At 55.6% G+C, this 16994-nt stretch carries 13 protein-coding genes; all 13 read right to left on the reverse strand.

Annotated elements, in window-relative coordinates:
- Positions 1-113: 113 nt before the first annotated feature.
- The 13 genes from AACY42_RS22130 to AACY42_RS22190 all read right to left on the reverse strand — a co-directional run bounded on the left by AACY42_RS22130 (position 114) and on the right by AACY42_RS22190 (position 16979).
- On the reverse strand, positions 114-1991 hold the full coding sequence (locus tag AACY42_RS22130) for an RNA-directed DNA polymerase (RefSeq protein ID WP_339482310.1): 1878 nt from the start codon (positions 1989-1991) through the stop codon (positions 114-116).
- A gap of 175 nt (positions 1992-2166) precedes the next feature.
- Positions 2167-5217, reverse strand: a complete 3051-nt coding sequence (locus AACY42_RS22135; RefSeq protein WP_339482311.1) for a type I restriction endonuclease subunit R — start codon at positions 5215-5217, stop codon at positions 2167-2169.
- A gap of 4 nt (positions 5218-5221) precedes the next feature.
- Positions 5222-6424 (reverse strand): restriction endonuclease subunit S, encoded by a 1203-nt coding sequence (locus tag AACY42_RS22140; protein WP_339482312.1) that lies wholly within the window; start codon positions 6422-6424, stop codon positions 5222-5224.
- Entirely contained in the window at positions 6421-7935 is a 1515-nt protein-coding gene (locus AACY42_RS22145) for a type I restriction-modification system subunit M (protein WP_339482313.1), read from the reverse strand. The genes AACY42_RS22140 and AACY42_RS22145 overlap by 4 nt, the downstream gene beginning before the upstream one ends.
- The gene (locus AACY42_RS22150; RefSeq protein ID WP_339482314.1) at positions 7928-8968 is read right to left on the reverse strand and encodes a virulence RhuM family protein; all 1041 of its coding nucleotides are present in this window, start codon (positions 8966-8968) and stop codon (positions 7928-7930) included. The genes AACY42_RS22145 and AACY42_RS22150 overlap by 8 nt, the downstream gene beginning before the upstream one ends.
- Positions 8965-10464: a type I restriction-modification system subunit M gene (locus AACY42_RS22155; protein WP_339482315.1), complete on the reverse strand. Its 1500-nt coding sequence runs from the start codon at positions 10462-10464 to the stop codon at positions 8965-8967. Before AACY42_RS22155 ends, AACY42_RS22150 begins: the two co-directional genes overlap by 4 nt.
- A gap of 383 nt (positions 10465-10847) precedes the next feature.
- Positions 10848-11216 (reverse strand): RidA family protein, encoded by a 369-nt coding sequence (locus AACY42_RS22160; RefSeq protein ID WP_339482316.1) that lies wholly within the window; start codon positions 11214-11216, stop codon positions 10848-10850.
- Positions 11217-11242: 26 nt separating this feature from the next.
- Entirely contained in the window at positions 11243-12475 is a 1233-nt protein-coding gene (locus AACY42_RS22165; protein ID WP_339482317.1) for a D-amino acid dehydrogenase, read from the reverse strand.
- Complete coding sequence (locus tag AACY42_RS22170; protein WP_339482318.1) at positions 12475-13902, reverse strand: amidase; 1428 nt, start codon at positions 13900-13902, stop codon at positions 12475-12477. The genes AACY42_RS22165 and AACY42_RS22170 overlap by 1 nt, the downstream gene beginning before the upstream one ends.
- 4 nt (positions 13903-13906) lie before the next feature.
- Complete coding sequence (locus AACY42_RS22175) at positions 13907-14590, reverse strand: amino acid ABC transporter permease (protein WP_339482319.1); 684 nt, start codon at positions 14588-14590, stop codon at positions 13907-13909.
- A complete protein-coding gene (locus AACY42_RS22180) occupies positions 14587-15243 on the reverse strand; it encodes an amino acid ABC transporter permease (protein WP_339482320.1) in 657 nt (218 codons plus the stop codon). The genes AACY42_RS22175 and AACY42_RS22180 overlap by 4 nt, the downstream gene beginning before the upstream one ends.
- Entirely contained in the window at positions 15243-16031 is a 789-nt protein-coding gene (locus AACY42_RS22185; protein ID WP_339482321.1) for an amino acid ABC transporter ATP-binding protein, read from the reverse strand. The genes AACY42_RS22180 and AACY42_RS22185 overlap by 1 nt, the downstream gene beginning before the upstream one ends.
- Before the next feature lie 78 nt (positions 16032-16109).
- Entirely contained in the window at positions 16110-16979 is an 870-nt protein-coding gene (locus tag AACY42_RS22190; RefSeq protein WP_339482322.1) for a substrate-binding periplasmic protein, read from the reverse strand.
- Positions 16980-16994 lie beyond the last annotated feature (15 nt).

Below are 16994 nucleotides of genomic sequence, written 5' to 3' on the forward strand. Positions count from 1 at the left end.
GCGCCTTGCTGCGCCCGGAAGGGCTGAAAAATGAAGAAAATGGATCAAATTTCGACGCGGGTCGTTTTTTGAAAAGTACTGACGGCTCGATAGCCGGAGAATATCCGGCTATTTCAGACCATCCCTAAGTCAGTAGTTGTGAGGTTTTTACGGAGTGGAATACCGCGCTGGCTGACCATTTCCTTAGGAAGGCCTGCAAAGCGCAAGGGAATATGGGCGAGGTCGAAGCTGAACAGGCGTGCGTGGAGCTTCTGAAGGTGATGGCTGGTTATGTTCATCGGACTGTCCAGAAGGCTCCCCCATAGGATGCTGGCAAGGCTCTCCATATGGATGGTCATCTGGTTCTTCCAGGCGGTAGCTCCCGTCTTGCTGAGGCGGGAAGGGAACGCTGAGACGATGCTCTGCGTTGTAACTTCCCAGATGGATCGTTTCCATAAATGGCGGGCTTCGGCTGGCACGTCAGCCGCGGCCAGGCTTTTGACCCCCAGAATGCAGTCTTTCTCGACGTTGTTGATTAGTCCGCCCAGTGCATTGATGATTTTGTCTAGGTACTCAAAATCTTCACAGGCGGTAGCCATGCGGATGATGCGTGGCAGGTATTGAGCCAGTTCGAAGAACTTAACCGGCGTGAGCAGGTGCTCGATGACTGCGGCGAAAAAGGCATGACGATGTGCTTGCCAATCCCCTGGGGGAATATCGCGCTCGAAGGCTTCGTAGTTGCGAAGGCTGAGAGCAAAGCCGGCGCGGTGTAGCGTCAGGGCATCTGTTTTGCGCAGATTATCTGCTTGCTCACCTGCAAGGTTGGTAGCTTTGAGCAGGTCCGTGGCCACGGTGTAGGGCGAGTTGGGCAGATCAGGTAGGGCGCGCCATTCGCTTGCACGTTGGTTGATCTGTTCGGAAATGGCATTGACCAGAGCGGTGCCTGCAGAGCCTGCAAGGATGAACAGCTTATTTTTGCTGTTTTCAAAAGCGATGCGGTCTTTTTTGAGATAGTCAGGCTTGAACAGGATGCTGCCTTTATCTTTTTTGAGCAGATCCTTGCCGCCGTCGCGACTGAAGACCCACTCCCAAAACTGCTCAGTAGTTTTGACGTCGCTAGCGTTTTCCATGACCAGCAGAATGTCGTCTACATAACGACCGTAGTACAGCGGTACTACTTGTTGCTCGATGAATTGGTCGAGTTTTAGCAGCGCGGCGTTTGCGACAACAGCCGACGCGGGCAAACCTACAGGTAAACCTTTTTTCAGTGGCGTTTCTTTTGCCCAAGCCAACAGGGCAGAGATGAACAGGCGATTAAGTTTTGACTGCGATTCGCTCAGTTCAATTTTGGCTAATTTAAGGAAGCCGTCGTCGAGCATAAAGCCCGGGCTTAGCTCGTGATAGAAACTGCTCACATCGGCTGTCAGGGCCAATACTTTTTTCTTCTCGCTCAGGGCTGAGCGCATCGCCTTGATGCCACCGTCACGCCATTCGCGAAATGGTCTGAGGTAAGGCTTGAAGGAGCCAAGGGCCCACGTGTTGATCTCGTCGTGCCGGTTACGGCGCAGGCGGCTGCCAAAGACGTTACTGCTGAGCTGCTTGTCGAAGAGATCGCCGACTTCCATCATCCATAGCGATGACAGCACGTGAAAGTCGATGCTGCAGCGGGCCATTAGGCGGAATACGGCTGTGGGGTGGTTACCGGCTTCAGTCGCGCTTAGCCACTCTGCTTCCGGTGAGGCGAAGATCAGGCTTTGGTCCTGCTCTCCCTTTACTGTCTGGATTTCTTTGGGGGCTAGCGTCCAAGTGCCGAGAAATGCAGGGCCTTTCACCCAATCCTCGCTCGCGGCTTCGATCTGTTCTTTCAGGCGAGTGAGGTTTTGGCTCAGGTCGTCTTCATAGTTGGCGATGTCGAACAGCGAGGGGTTGGTTGAGTAGTAGAGATCAACCTTGGCCTTGCGGTAGGCAAGGCCGAGATCGTGCAGCGATACCGACATCTGGGTGACGTCCATTTCTTAACCTTCGGCAATCCTGAGATATCCCGGATATTACCGAAAGTAAGCAGCAGTGGGCGAAAGCATTGCCAGGCGCTCTAACTCGGCCACTGCGGGTCATCGATTACTGAAAGCTCCCAGTTTAAAAACTGGAGCGCCCCAGCTGCGGTTGTTCCGCTCGCAGGTATTCGTATTAGTAATGCTCTTCAATGTAGGCGTATGCCTTTTCAAAGAGGTCCTTGTCTTTGCTTAGGCCAAACTGCGCCAGGGTCAGCATCAGTGCTTTCTGGATTTCGCGTGGACCACTGTTGGAGTTCTGCCAGCCCTCAAAGCGGGTAGCGTTCACAATTTTGTCGATCTGCTCGACCACATCACCAATCAGCTTCGGCGTTGTTTCCGGGCGGGTTTCCAGGAAGAGTTTGGTCAGCGCCTGCTTGTTGTCTGCCTCCGTTACCACAGGGTCACCGGTTTCACGCTCGGCCTGCACCGTATCTTTGGCGGCATCCAATAGGCCCTTGAGCCAGTCGATGGCCTTGATTACACCCGCTTCATATTCTCGGCGCAGTTTCTCCAGGCGCTCGCCCAGCTCGACGAACACAGCCTCGCCATGGCCGCGCAGACGCCCCATCAAGTCTATTTCCAGTCGGCGGGCACGTTTTTCCTGCTCTTTCTCGGTCAGGGTGAAGATTGCGTGTTCATCCATGATTAACTCATCGATGTCATCGCGTATGCGACTGATATCGGTGTGCTCGTGAATCATCTTGATGGTCTCGGGCCCTAACGCGGCCCAGACCAGCGCCCCCGTTTGACCAACCGGGCGTACTGATTCATAGATTTGCGCCAGCCATTTGTAATCTTGGCGGTAGGGTGTCAGGAAAGAGTCGGGGTTGATGGCCGACCAGAGTTTGGCCAGCACGCCAAAGGCTGCGGCAAACTCATCGCGTTTTTTATTGTCCGGCAAGCACTCCTGTGCGGCCAGGATGCCATCGAAACCTTCAAGGGTGCGGTCTACACTCGGGAAGAAGGCCAGGCACTGTTTCAGCTGCTCCGGCAGCAACTCCTTGAATTTCTCGATGCCTTCGACAATCCCGTCGATCTCTTCCGGGTTATAAGCCAGCGCCGTGCGCAGGTTTTCGAATACGCCCAGATAATCGATGATCAGGCCCATACGCTTGACCACCCCGTCCGCCTCATACAGGCGGTTGGTGCGGCACATGGCCTGCAGCAAGGTGTGGTCGCGTAGCGGTTTATCCAGGTACATGCAGTAGCAGATCGGCGCATCGAAACCGGTCAGCAGCTTGGCGGTCACGATCAGCAGTTGTAGGGGTTGTTTCGGGTCTTTGTAGGTTTCCAGCAGGTTTTTCTGCGCCTGTTCTTCACCATCGAATTTCTGCCAGCGCTCAAAGTCGGCTTGCTTGATCGGTAGATCGAGCTCTTCCTTCCACTTGTTCCAGTCCTTGTTGAGCTTACCGTTCTCATCCTTCACCGGAGCCTGGTCGAGGTTCATGACTACCTCCAGTGCGTCGAAACCCAGCTTGCTACCAAGTAGGTAATACATCTGCACGCAGGCATCGCGGTCGTAGACCACCACCATGGCCTTCATCTTTTTCGGCTGCACATGGCTGGTGAAGTGTTCGGCAATGTCGGCGCTGATGGCCTCCATGCGCTTCGGCGCCTTGAGCATCACGGCCAGCTTGCCGGCGCGTTTGGACAGGGCGGCCTTTTCGTCCTCGTCCAGGTTGTTGTCTTTGACCAGTTGTTCGAACTCTTCATTGATCGCCTCACGGTCAACCCGCAATTCGGCTAAACGGGGCTCGAACTTAACCGGATTAGTGGCACCGTCGCGTATCGACTGTTTGTAGCTATAGCGGTTCATATAGCGGCCGGGGTCTTCATCGGCACCGAACAACTTGAAGGTATTGCGCTCGATACCAGAGATCGGCGTGCCAGTCAGGCCATAGAAGTGAGCATTGGGCAGCGCCCAGCGCATCTTCTCGCCCAAGCCGCCTTCCTGGGTGCGGTGAGCTTCATCCACCAGCACGATGATGTTCTCGCGACTATTTAGGCCAGCTGGATTGAGTTCATCAATCTCAACATCTTTGAACTTGAAAATGGTGGTGATTAGGATACCGCGGCTATCCTGCTCGATGTGTTCACCGAGCTTCTTACAGCTCTGCACCTTGATCAGGTTTTTCACATCGGCACCGCCGAAGGTTTCGCTGATCTGGCTGTCCAGGTCGCGGCGGTCAACCACGATCAGCACGGTGGGGTTTTTGAGCTCATTGTCGGCACGCAGCATTTTGGCCGCGTAGAGCATCAGCAGCGACTTGCCCGAACCTTGGAAGTGCCAAATCAGGCCTTTTTTCGGGTAACCCTGTTTGACCCGCTCGACGATCTGCTTGGCCGTCTCGAACTGCGGGTAACGCGGCAGCAATTTGATGCGTTTGGGCGGCGTGTCTTTACCAGTTTTATGGGTAGAGAACAGCGCGAACGAGGCCAGAAGCTGCAGCAGGGTTTGCGGGTTCAGCAGCCCTTCGGCGCTCGACAGCACGGAGGCCAGCGTGGCGGGAATATCTTCGCGCTGATCCGTGTGGTGCCAGGGGCCCCAATCCTTGACCCGGGCATTAATCGCGCCGTAGGCAAAGGTCTTACCCTCGCTTGCAAAACAGAGCAAGTTGGGCACGAAAAAAGCCTGCACATTCCGCCAGTAGTGCTTCTTGCCGCCCATAAAGTCTGCGGCGCCGTCTTGCCAACTGACACTGGGGCGAGTGGCGCTTTTCACTTCACCTACTACCAGCGGGATGCCGTTTACATACAGCACAATATCGAAGAACACCTCGCCAGCCGCTACATAGTGTACCTGCTGGGCCACCACAAAGTGGTTGTTGTCGAGGTTGTCGAAGTCGATAAGATTAATGGTGACGTGCTCACCGTTCTCGCCAAAGGCCAGGGTTTTTTCGGCCAGCAGCCACGCTTGGAAATTTTCGTTGGCCCTGACCAAGCCACTGTGCGACGCCTCCAACAGCACACCGCGCAACTTGTGGATCACCTCGTCGGCATAATCCGGCTGTTTTTCGATAGCTGGATTCAACAAACATAACGCGTCTTTTAGCCACTCATCGACAAAGATATCCTGCGCTTTCTTGGGCAGGTTTTCGCCGTGGCAGTAAGTCCACTTTACCCCGCTTAAATTTCTTAAACGGTCGACAATTCCATTTTCGGTGACGGTTTGTTCGTTAAACATCAGGCTAACACCCCAGTATTTTTTCTCTAACCGACTTCTGAATTCCGAGATAACGCAACCTACTTTGACTTAACTCATTAATTGTGTCACCCAAAGCACCTAGAACTTTGTCAGCCTCAAGAATTTCGTTGAACGGAGGAAGAAGGAAAGGTAACGACTTAAGACTGGACGGATTTATATTGGCCTGACTAACTCCAGGAGTTGCAAACGCCTTCAAACGGTACTGAACGACAGGCAAATTTAGATATCTATTAACGAAGTCCGGCGTAACAATGTTTTTTTTGACTTCCAGTCTAAGCATGTAAGAAGCGAAAGCATAGTCACCTTCCAAATCAAACATACCGGTTTTACCGACCCACTCCATGCTATTTGTTCTATTAAAAAGTATATCCCCAGGATAAAGCTTTATTGACTCTAGATCGGCAATCTGAAGCCGCGAATACTTCAAATCAGTATTCGTTATCCTACCACCTTCAACATTCATCATCCTAAGTACAGGAACAGTACCTTTTTCATGCACTGCATCAGAGGTCCCGTACTGTACCCTCTCAAGTACATCCCCGAGCTTTACCAACTTCCATCCTGCTGGCAGTAGCGTCGTCAACTTACCAAAAAGAGCCTTATAATCATTACCTCCTAATAGCATCTTTCGTACTATAGAAGCATATAACGCCCTGGAAGATTCTATTGCCTCCGTCAAGACCTCGGAGCCTCGTGAGATCTCTCCTCCAATTTCAGTAAACTTTAATTGATCCACCTTAGATGGAATAACAAATTTCTGCTCCGACAATGCCTTCCATTTTATTGTTGGAGAAAGAGAGCCTTCGGAAATAGCAACGGCGCGATTCATAAATACATCGGACTGCATAAAAAGGGGCAGAAACCCTGGAATAACCCTGTCCGGATTCCCCTCTAAAACCATCGCATGAGCAGAGCAAATACAATCCCATTCAGCTACAGCAACCTTACGCTGATAGGCCCGCCGCTTACCGAAAATGATCTGCCCTTTTTTAACCAGAAGCTTTTGCCCGGCAACATCACTGGGCACACCATGACGCTTGATATTTAAGCTGTCCGGGTCTAAATGCTCCAAGCCTACGTATATATCAAGCTCGGTTTCGCTGGGCTCTACGCGCTTAGAAATATGCTTGGCAATATCGCCAAATTTCACCGTTTTCCAGCCTTCGGGTAACTGCTGCGTCGTCATTGACTACTCACCTCGTACCCCAGTTCTGCGAGGCTTTTAAAAAATTTTCTGGTCTGCTTTTTAAACTGAACGCGACTGATTTTCCAGGCCTCAATGGCATGTTCAATATCGTACACTTCTTCATCACCGCGGGCCTGCACATAGAGCGGTATCGATAAATTGTGTTGGTTCTCGCGAATCGTCTCGATATCCACGAGCGCAGTAATGGCCGGCAGCTTGTCCGGTGCACTGTAGGCTTCGATCAGCACAGCCAGATCATCATCCGAAAGCCGGCTATAGGCTCGCTCGCGGGTGACATGCTCAATACCATTGATAAACAAGATCTTGCCTTTGCGTTCAGTGGGTTTGTTGCAGTTGAGCACCACCACGCAGGATTCCATCGGCGAGTTATAGAACAGATTGGGGCCAAGGCCGATTACTGCTTCGATAATGTCCGACTCGATCACCTGCTTACGGATAGCCTGCTCCGAGTCGCGGAACAGTACACCATGGGGCCAGAGCATAGCGGCGCGACCGGTTTCGGGCTTCAAGCTTTTGATGATATGGGTGTAAAAGCCATAGTCGGCGCAGCCCTGCGGTGGCACGCCGTAGAAGTTACGGCCATACGGGTCGGCAGCGAACTTGTCACGGTTCCACTTTTTGATGGAGTACGGCGGGTTGGCGAAAATCACGTCGAACTGCTTGAGCTGGTCGCCCTCAATAAATTTGGGCTCGGCAAGCGTGTCGCCGCGTAGCACTTCGAACTCTTCGATCTCATGCAAGAACATGTTCATACGGGCGATGGCGGAGGTGAGCAGGTTCACTTCCTGGCCATATAGTTTGACGCTGCGCCATTCTTTACCTTCATGCAGCAGGTCCATCACAGCATTGAGCAGCATGCCGCCAGTGCCGCAGGTGGGGTCATAGGCGGTTTCACCGGGTTTGAGACCCATGATGCGGGTCATCAGGTGCACCACAGTGCGGTTGGTGTAGAACTCGGCGGCAGTGTGGCCGGAGTCGTCGGCGAACTTCTTGATCAGGTATTCGTACGCTTCGCCCAGGTCGTCCTGGGCCACCGACTTAATGCCCAAGGGGATCTTGCTGAAGTGCTGAATCAGGTCGGCCAGCAGGTGGTCGGGTAGACGCTCTTTGTTGGTCCACTGGGCATCGCCGAATACGCCGTGCAGGCGTTCGTTGTGGGTCTCGATCAGGCGCAGGGCATTCTGGATGGCTTCGCCGATGTTCTTGCTGGTATGGCGTACCTTTTCCCAGCGCGCCTCCTGGGGAATATGGAAGCGATGAAACATGGGCATGACGGCATAGTCGGTATCGCCCTCGTTGACTTCCATGGCCTCGACATACTCTTCCAGGTAAACGTCGGACAGGCGTTTATAGAACAGTAGTGGGAAGATGTACTGCTTGTAGTCGGAGGCGTCGATCTGCCCGCGCAGAAACTCGGCCGCTCCCCAAAGGAGGTCTTCGAGTTTCTTTTTGCCAAGTTGGGAGGCTTGGTTTTTCTGGTACTCAATCATTCTTACGAGTCTTGTCTGATAGCTGATGAGCAAGCTGGCTCAGGTCGGCGAGGCGTTTGTCTGCGCCGGCGGCATCTTCATGTTGGCGCTGCTGGTGAAACTGCTCGTACTGCGACTCGGCGTGTTGCTTGGCCATGTCGTGGGAGATCTTGCCGGCATTGTCGAGAATGTCGCGGTCGTTCAAGGTCAGGAAGCCATCGAGCTTTTTCACCCAGTCAGCCATGGACATGGGGATGCGGCGCATGGCCTGGCCCTCGGCAAACACCAGGTATTGCTCGACCAGGTTGTTCAAGGCGCTGAGTTCGTCTGCCGTGAGGTAGTTCTTGGCGTTGGCGATATCCTGCTTGCGCACCTTGGCACCGCGCCAGTTGGTCAGGCCCATATGGGGTTTGCTGCTGTCGGCGCGGTGGTGAATAAGCTCGGCAGCGGTTTGCCCGGTAATTGCCCAGTGCACTTTGTTTTGCACGGTTTTGAAGAAGCCGATGCTGGCATCCTGGGTTGGGTCGTAGTCCACGCTGGTGGCGTAGATGTCAGTGATCTTCTGGTAGAAGCGTTTTTCGCTGGTGCGAATATCCTGAATGCGCCGCGTCAGCTCTTCGAAGTAGTCGAAGGGCTGGTCTGGATTTTTCAGGCGTTCATCATCGAGCACGAAGCCTTTGACGATGTATTCGCGCAACTGTCGGGTGGCCCATTGGCGGAAGCGGGTTGCCGTATGGCTCTGTACGCGATACCCCACGGAGATGATGGCGTCCAGGTTGTAGTGCTTGAGGCTGCGTTTTACCTGGCGTGTGCCTTCTTGGCGAACTACTAAGAAATCCTTAGTGGTTGCGTTTTGCTCAAGCTCAGCCTCGCTGAAGATGTTCTTCAGGTGCATCAGCACGTTCTCTGGCGTGGTGCTGAACAGCTCTGCCATTAGGGCCTGGGTCAGCCATACAGACTCGTCGACAAAGCGCACATCCAGCCGGGTTTGCCCGTCTTCGCTCTGGTAGATGATGAACTGCGAGGCGTTGCTGTCGGCGCTGTCCGTGCTCATAGCTCAAACCCTTCCTTGATCAGCAGTTCTTCCAGCTCCTGCTCGGCCTGCTCCAGTGCGGCCAGTTTCTGCTGAAAGTCTTTCAGCGCCTCTTCGACGGTGATGGTTTCTTCTTCCAGTGGCTTTTGCACATAGCGGGCAATGTTCAGGTTGAAGTCGTTTTCGGCAATTTCACCCAGCGGCACCCAGCGCGCTACGCCTTCCAATGCTATGGCAGAGGGGCCTTGCTGATACTGCTCCAGGTAGATCTGGTAAATCTGATCCGCCTGGGCATTGCTTAGGGTGTTTTGCGCGCGGCCTTTGGTGAAAATCTCCTCAGCATTGATGATAAGTACATGGTCACGATGCTCATCAGGGCGCTGCTTGCGCAGCAACAGGATGCAAGCCGGGATAGCGGTGCCGTAAAACAGGTTGGGGGCTACGCCGATAATGGCTTCGATGCGGTTTTCTTGGAGCAGGCTGGTGCGGATTCGGCCCTCTGCCGCACCACGGAACAGCACGCCATGGGGCAGCACAACCGCCATTCGCCCATCGGCATTGAGGGAGGCGAACATGTGCTGTACCCAGGCAAAGTCACCGTTGGTTTTCGGGGCCAGGCCGTGACTGTTGCGGCTGTAGGCGTCCGCCGCCCATTGTTCATGACCCCACTCACTGAGGCTGAACGGTGGATTGGCGATCACACAATCAAAGGTTTCGAGCCGGTCGTAGATCAGAAACTTGGGCTCACGCAGGGTATCTCCACGAACAATCTCAAAGTCTTCCTGGCCGTGGAGAAACAGGTTCATGCGGGCAATGGCTTCAGTGGTCAAGTTCTTTTCCTGACCTTTGAGCTTCAGCAGCCGGGGATCACCCGCGTTTTCTCGAACGTGGTGAATGGTCTCCAGCAACATGCCGCCCGTACCGCAAGCCGGGTCATAAACGCTTTCACCCGCTTTGGGGTCAAGAATGTTGACCATCAGCCGCACAATAGTGCGCGGGGTGTAGAACTCACCGGCTTTCTTGTTGGCTTTGTCGGCAAAGCGCTTGATCAGGTATTCGTAGGCGCGCCCCATATCGTCGTTACGAACGCTGGCAACCCCGAGGTCGACTTTGTTGAAGTGGTTGAGCAACGTGGCCAGCAGCTCATCCGGCAAGCGCTCTTTATTGGTCCAACTGGCATCGCCGAAGATGCCATGCAACTGGGTGTTGGCTTGCTCTATGCCTAGAAAAGCATCCTTGAGTGCCTTGCCGATATCGTGGAACTTGGCGAACACGTCATCCCAGTGACTGCCAACAGGAACCTGGATGCGATGGAAGATTTTCTCGCGCGCCAGGTCCACGCTTCCGACCTTGGCCAGCACCTCTTCAAACTCTTCGTCATATACATCGCAGATCCGTTTGAAGAACAGGATCGGGAATATGTAGGTTTTGTAGTCGGAGGCGTCAATGGGGCCGGTGATGATATGCGCGGCATGCCATAGGTGGGCTTCAAGGTCTTTTAATTTAATCAGGGTCATTTTTACTCGAAAAAATCTTGAGCAGCTGTTCGGGTAGCCTGCTCCGCTGGCAGGCTAGAGATGGGGCAAGTGTACTGGATATCACTGAGTCGAAGGTCCGCATGTCGAAACTACGGAGGCCTTAGCGCTGTGAGGGTGGAAGCGCTTCAGCTTAGTCAAGACAATTGGCAGGGATATCGCTGAAAATCCCAACAACCTGCGGAAACCTCTGGTATTCCAAAAGGTATTCCACATAAATCTATAAAATAAAATTACCTATCAAAATCAAAAAATTACCAATCCTGTTCAACTTACCAAGGCCAAACAAGCTAAACAAATCAGGCACTTAGCGATTATCGCAAGTGCCTTTTTTGTACCCAAAAAAATGAGTCGCCCCGCCCCTCTCAAACACCAGAAGCAGGTTTCACCGCTACAACCATAATCTCCACCAGCACCTCAGGCCGCGCCAGACGTGCCTGAACAGTGGCCCGTGCCGGAGCACTGTCCGCTGGCAGCCAGGCGTCCCACACCGAATTCATCAGCGCGAAATCACGATCAATATCCTTGAGCCAGATCTGTGCGCTCAAAAGCTGGCCCTTGTCGCTGCCCGCCAGCGACAACAAGGCTTCGATCTTGGCCAGCACCTGCTGCGTCTGTTCTTCAATGCCAACCTGCAGATCAGTGGGCACTTGGCCGGAGAGGTAAAGCAGGTCGCCGTGACTGACCACACCGGACATCCGCGCGCTGCTCTGAAAACGTTGAATCGTTGCCATCGGGTTTACTCCCTGAATTGAGAACATTAAGACGCTGCGCTGCCGATCAGTCGGACCAAACGCTGGGCACTACCGAATGCCAAGGTCATGCCCAGCGCACCCTGGCCGCAATTGACGTACAGGTTGTCACAACCACTGACCGCCAGAATTGGCTGCCCGGTGGGGGTCGCCGGACGCCAACCGGTCCAGGGCTGACAATCATCGGTGTTCCATCCCGAACCGAACAATGCCTGCGTCGAGGCTTTCAGTTGTTCGATACGCTTAACGGGAATCGACGCGTCCAGCCCACACAACTCGACCATCCCCGCGACGCGTAAGCGATCGCCGATCCGGGCGAACACCGTTTTACGCCGCATGTCAGTGACGCTGACCGTCGGTGCATTCATCGAATCAGTGATCGGCAACGTAATGCTGTATCCCTTGAGCGGGTAGACCGGCATGCGCACACCGAACGCTGATAATAGCCCCGCACTGTAAGCACCAGCCGCCAGCACGACCGCCTGCGTTCCTAAAAGCGCTGGGCCTTCGATGGCGTGGTGGATCTCCAACGCGGTGATACGCCCGCGTTCACGTCGGAAAGCGGCAACCTCACTGTCGAACAGAAAACGCACACCCTGCTTGCTCAATAATCTCGCAAGCTCCTGACAAAGCTTGCGCCCATCGACCGCGCATTCGCTGTCGGTATGGATCGCGCCGTGAAACGCCTTCTTATAGCCCTCAAGTGCAGGCTCGATCGACAAGGCTTCGGCGGGGCTGAGGATTTTTTGTTGTTTGGCGCCTTGGGCGGCCTGGAACTTCACCTGATCGCCGGCCTTGCGCAGGCTTTCAGCATCGGGGTAGAGAACCAGTTTTCCGGTACGGGCGAAATCGCATTGCACCTTTTCCTGACTGATGAAGGCGTCCAGCGCCAGCCGACTTTCCTGCGCCAGTTCCAGCAACTCGACAGTGGTCTGACGCGAAGTGGCTGTACGGCAGGCCGCGAGAAATGCCAAACACCAGCGCCATTGTTCCAGGCTCCATTGCGGCGAAAACTTCAGCGGTCCGTTGCGCGCCAACAGCATTTTCGCAATGCCCGGCAACAAAGAGGGATCAGCCAGCGGTTGCACATAGCTGTAACTCAATTGCGCTCCATTGGCAGCGCTGGCGCCCATGCCTGCCTCCCCCGCACGATCGATAACGGTAACGTTATGACCGGCCTTGTGTAAAAACCAGGCACTGCTCAAGCCAACGATTCCAGCGCCGACGACACAGATTTCCATTACGCCACCACCCTGTCCGAGAGGTCCCAACCCACAGGCCTCCGTTGGTGCCAATCACTGACTTGCTGGTAAGCGTGGGCGATCCGCAGGGCCAATGGTTCGGCGAAAGCACGCCCGACGATCTGCATCGAGACCGGCATACGTTGTTCGTCGAAGCCCACCGGCAGCGCCACTGAACAGAGATTGAGCAGGTTGGCGAAACGGCCGAGCAAGGCCAGCGGCGTACCGTACTCATCGACCTGACTCAACGGCACACTGCCAATGGCGTTGGTCGGGAATGCACAAGCATCGACATTGGACATGGCCTCGTCCATGGCTTGACGGGCAACACGTCGCTGGTTGTGCAAATCGATATAAGCCGCCGCGTCGATGGCGCGCCCGCTCAGTACCCGACGCTGCACATGAGGATCGAAGCGCAGATCATCGCGTTCGAACAGGCTACCAAGGCTGGCGTAGCCTTCGGCACTCATGAGGCCACCGGCGACGCGCATGCACTGCTCCAGCGAAGTCGGCAGCGGTTGTTCGACCAGATGCATGCCCAGCGCGGCCAATTGGTCAAGCCCCCGGTCATAGGCTGCCAATACGCCAGGGGCAATGTGCACGCGTTCGGTCTGTGGCAGCACCCAGATGCGCAGACCGGCCACCGGAAGGTTCAAACCTGCCGCGGCGCTGAACACTGGTGACTTGGCCGAGACCGGATCCAGCGGGTCCGGCCCCAGCAGCGCGTCAAGCATCCACGCGGCGTCTTCGACGGTGTGGGTAATCGGCCCCACCGAATCCAGCGATGGGCACAACTCAATCAAACCGTGACGGCTAACCAACCCACGTGTGGTTTTCAGGCCAACCAGACCACACATACCCGCAGGAATCCGCACCGAGCCGCCGGTGTCGGTGCCCAATGCCGCGCTTGCCAACCCGCCGGCCACAGCCACCGCTGAACCACTGCTGGAACCGCCTGGAGCACGATGCACATCGGCGTCCCATGGATTCCACGGCGTGCCCATCACGGCATTTGTGCCCCACCCTCCGAAAGCAAATTCAACGGTGTGGGTCTTGCCCATGATGATCGCCCCGGCACGCTCCAGTCGCTGGACTGCCGTGGCGGTGAGCCGCGAGATACGCGGCTCCTGCGCCAGCGAACCACCGGTTATGGCCTTGCCATCGATCTCGAACAAATCCTTGATCGCAACTGGAATGCCATGCAGTGGCCCCAGGTTGACACCGGCAGCCCGCTGCTGGTCGGCCGCGATGGCGGCACCGAGCGCGCGCTGGGGATAGGCCTCGACATAAGCATTGAGTTGACCGTTGAAGCGTTCGATCCGCTCCAGTTGCGCGCAAACCAGGGACTCGCTCGTGAGCGTTCCGGACTCCAGCGCTTGCCGCAACTGGCCAATGCTGTGGGAAGCGGTTCGATCCTTGATGTTCATGTGTTCAACCTCGAATGGTTTTGCGTCCGCGAGAAAATCGTACTTCCAGCACTCGCGATAACAGAGAAAGAGGGAAAGCGATGACGAAATAGAACAACCCCACCAGCAGGAAAATATGCATCGGCAAAAAGGATTCGGACGCGATGGCCCGGGCCGCCAGCATCAACTCATCGGTGGCGATCAAGGCGCACAGGGAGCTGTCCTTCAGAATCGACACGTAGGCATTGAGCAACGGCGGCAACATGCCGCGAATGGCTTGCGGAAAGATCACAGCGGTGAAGGCTTGCAATGGCGTCAGGCCGGTGGCGATGGCCGCCTCACGTTGGCCTCGATGCACGGAGTCCAGCCCACCGCGCAGGATTTCCGCGACGTAGGCCGAGCCCTGCAAGCCCAAACCGATGGCCCCGGCCCAATAACCAGACAACGTCAGCCCGAGGCTGGGCAAGGAGAAATACAGCGCCAGCAGCAACGCCAGAAGCGGCACCGCACGCATCCCCTGGATGAATGACACGGCCAGACGCTTGAGCAATACACTGGGACTCTTCATCGCCCAGGCCAGTAACGCGCCCAACATCGCCGCCAGGGCGAAGCCTGTCAGGGACAACTCGGCGCTGACCCGTGCGCCGAGTAGCAGGCGCGCGATCCAGTCGCTCCAGTATTCCGGGTATTGCTGGAAAAAACTGATCATCGCGCCGCCCCCAGATGACGTTCAAGTCGGATGAAGCCCACACCAATTGGCAGGATCATCGCCACATAGATGCACATCACCGCCAGATAAATCAGCGAGGTCTGGAACGTGGATGTCACAAGATTGCGGGCAAGGAACATGATTTCCGGCACGGCAATGGCCGAGGCGATGGACGTGTCCTTGATCAATTGCGTGACGTAGTTGGCATAAGCCGGCAACGCAACGCGCAGGGCCTGGGGCAAGAGGATGTAGCGCAAAATTTGCACGCGGTGCAGGCCGATGGCCTGCCCGGCTTCATGCTGGCCGACGTGCAGCGATTGCAAGCCGGCTCGGAAAGTATCGGCCAACACGGCGCTGCCTACCAGGCTCAAACCGACGATGGCCGCCAGCCACGCGGGTAGATTGATTCCCAGATAGGACAGCCCAAAGTAGATCAGAAACAGATGCGCCAGCGCAGGCACATTGCGCATCCACTCGACGAAACAGGCGATGGCGCCGTGTACCAGTCGCGATCGGCTGAACGTCAGTAAAACCGCCAGTACCAAACCGCCCACGCTGGCCAGCACTAAGGTGCAGAGGGCGATTTCCAATGCGCTCATTGCGCCTTTCATTAGCAAGGGCAACAGCCCAAGGAAAGCTTGCAGATTCACCATCACGCGCTCTCCACAGCCATACGCCCAAGAAAGCTGCGGGTACGTTCGTGACAAGGGTTGTCGATCACTTGCGCCGACGGTCCCTGTTCGACAATGCGCCCGCCGTCCATGAAGATCACCCGATCCGCCACATCGCGGGCAAACCTCACTTCGTGGGTGACCATGATCATGCTGCGGCCCTCTTGCGCCAGCTCGCGAATCACGGCCAACACTTCGCCGACCAACTCGGGATCCAACGCCGAGGTCGGTTCGTCGAACAAAATCACTTTCGGTTGCTGGGCCAAAGCCCGGGCGATGGCGACCCGCTGTTGCTGACCACCCGATAATTGCTCGGGATAAGACTCGGCCTTGTGCCGCAGATGGACTTTTTCCAACATCGCGTCGGCCAACTCATACGCCTGCTTGCGCGGCATGCCTTGGACCTTGATGGGGCCGAGCGCGACGTTGTCGCGCACGTTCAAGTGCGGCCAGAGATAGAACAACTGGAACACCATGGCGATCTCGCGGCGCTGCGCAGCCATCTCCCGGTCACTCATCAGGCGCGAACGCTGACCGTCCTTGACCTGCCCGATCAGCTCGTTACCCAGCCAGATCTCGCCACTGGTCGGTTTTTCCAGGTAATTGATGCAACGCAGGCAGGTGGACTTTCCAGATCCGCTTGGGCCAATCAGCGACAGGGTCTCACCGGGCTTCAACTCCAGGCTGATGCCCTTGAGCACTTCCAGATCGCCATAGTTCTTGTGTAATGCGTGCACGCGCAGCAAGGCGGCGTCAGACGGGCTCGACATTTTGGCTAACCTCTTTTTGTTATAGGCATGGCGATGAGTCGGTGCATCCGCAGGAGTCCGCCCCATCGCCGCACACACTTATTTGCAGCCGGGCAGCGTCCAGTCCGCCGGGCGGTCGACGCCCAAGCGCAGGTCCTTGCCTTCGGGCATGAACCAGACATCCTGGGTCAGGCCGTAGCGAGCACCGATCTTGCGCATCTCACAGTTTTTCCAGAGCGTCTGAATCTGCGCGTTGACCGCCGCCACCAGTTCCGGACTGGCCTTGTTGAAGCCGAACACCACCTGACCCAAGCCAGTCAGCAATGGGAAATTCGGATCGTTGTCGACGAAGGCGTTGAAATGCAGGTGCCATTGCTCATTGCGGGAAATGGCGTATTGCATGACCGGTGGGTCGCCGATCACCGCATCGATGCGTCCGGCGAGCAGATCGCGAACGGCCGCATCAGACGTGTCGTACAGGGCGACTTGCAGGCCATCGATCTTGCGCATCTCAGGGATGAACGAAAAACCGGTGATGGTGCCGACTTTCTTACCTTGCAAATCCTTGAGGCTGTTCCAGTTGGTCTTGTCTGTCTGGGTGATCCCGTTCTTGAAGTAGTGGATCGGGTCGCTCAAGGCCATGATTTTCGAGCGTTGCTCGGTCCAGCCCATCGTGCCGGCCATGACATCCACGCGCTGGGACTGCACCGATGCAATCGTCCCTGACCACTCCATCAATGCCGGCTTGACCTTAAGGCCCATTTTTTCGGCAATTTGTTGAATGATTTCACCGTCATAGCCGATCATCCGACTATCTTGATACCCTGTTCCTGGCATATCACCACTGAAGGCGATGGTCAGGCTTCCCGGCGCTACTGTCTCCAATGCGAACACCGGTGCCGTAGCCAACACGGACACCAGTAAACCGGCACAAATACCGGAAAAGCGCTGAATTTTGGACGTCGTCATCGGTTGCTCCTCGAT

It is taken from the genome of Pseudomonas sp. RL_5y_Pfl2_73, from assembly GCF_963970515.1.
Lineage (GTDB): Bacteria > Pseudomonadota > Gammaproteobacteria > Pseudomonadales > Pseudomonadaceae > Aquipseudomonas.

Coding starts and splice junctions, on each gene's coding strand:
- AACY42_RS22130 (WP_339482310.1), bottom strand. CDS start 1,991: ATGGACGTCACCCAGATGTCGGTATCGCTGCACGATCTCGGCCTTGCC.
- AACY42_RS22135 (WP_339482311.1), bottom strand. CDS start 5,217: ATGTTTAACGAACAAACCGTCACCGAAAATGGAATTGTCGACCGTTTA.
- AACY42_RS22140 (WP_339482312.1), bottom strand. CDS start 6,424: ATGACGACGCAGCAGTTACCCGAAGGCTGGAAAACGGTGAAATTTGGC.
- AACY42_RS22145 (WP_339482313.1), bottom strand. CDS start 7,935: ATGATTGAGTACCAGAAAAACCAAGCCTCCCAACTTGGCAAAAAGAAA.
- AACY42_RS22150 (WP_339482314.1), bottom strand. CDS start 8,968: ATGAGCACGGACAGCGCCGACAGCAACGCCTCGCAGTTCATCATCTAC.
- AACY42_RS22155 (WP_339482315.1), bottom strand. CDS start 10,464: ATGACCCTGATTAAATTAAAAGACCTTGAAGCCCACCTATGGCATGCC.
- AACY42_RS22160 (WP_339482316.1), bottom strand. CDS start 11,216: ATGGCAACGATTCAACGTTTTCAGAGCAGCGCGCGGATGTCCGGTGTG.
- AACY42_RS22165 (WP_339482317.1), bottom strand. CDS start 12,475: ATGGAAATCTGTGTCGTCGGCGCTGGAATCGTTGGCTTGAGCAGTGCC.
- AACY42_RS22170 (WP_339482318.1), bottom strand. CDS start 13,902: ATGAACATCAAGGATCGAACCGCTTCCCACAGCATTGGCCAGTTGCGG.
- AACY42_RS22175 (WP_339482319.1), bottom strand. CDS start 14,590: ATGATCAGTTTTTTCCAGCAATACCCGGAATACTGGAGCGACTGGATC.
- AACY42_RS22180 (WP_339482320.1), bottom strand. CDS start 15,243: ATGGTGAATCTGCAAGCTTTCCTTGGGCTGTTGCCCTTGCTAATGAAA.
- AACY42_RS22185 (WP_339482321.1), bottom strand. CDS start 16,031: ATGTCGAGCCCGTCTGACGCCGCCTTGCTGCGCGTGCACGCATTACAC.
- AACY42_RS22190 (WP_339482322.1), bottom strand. CDS start 16,979: ATGACGACGTCCAAAATTCAGCGCTTTTCCGGTATTTGTGCCGGTTTA.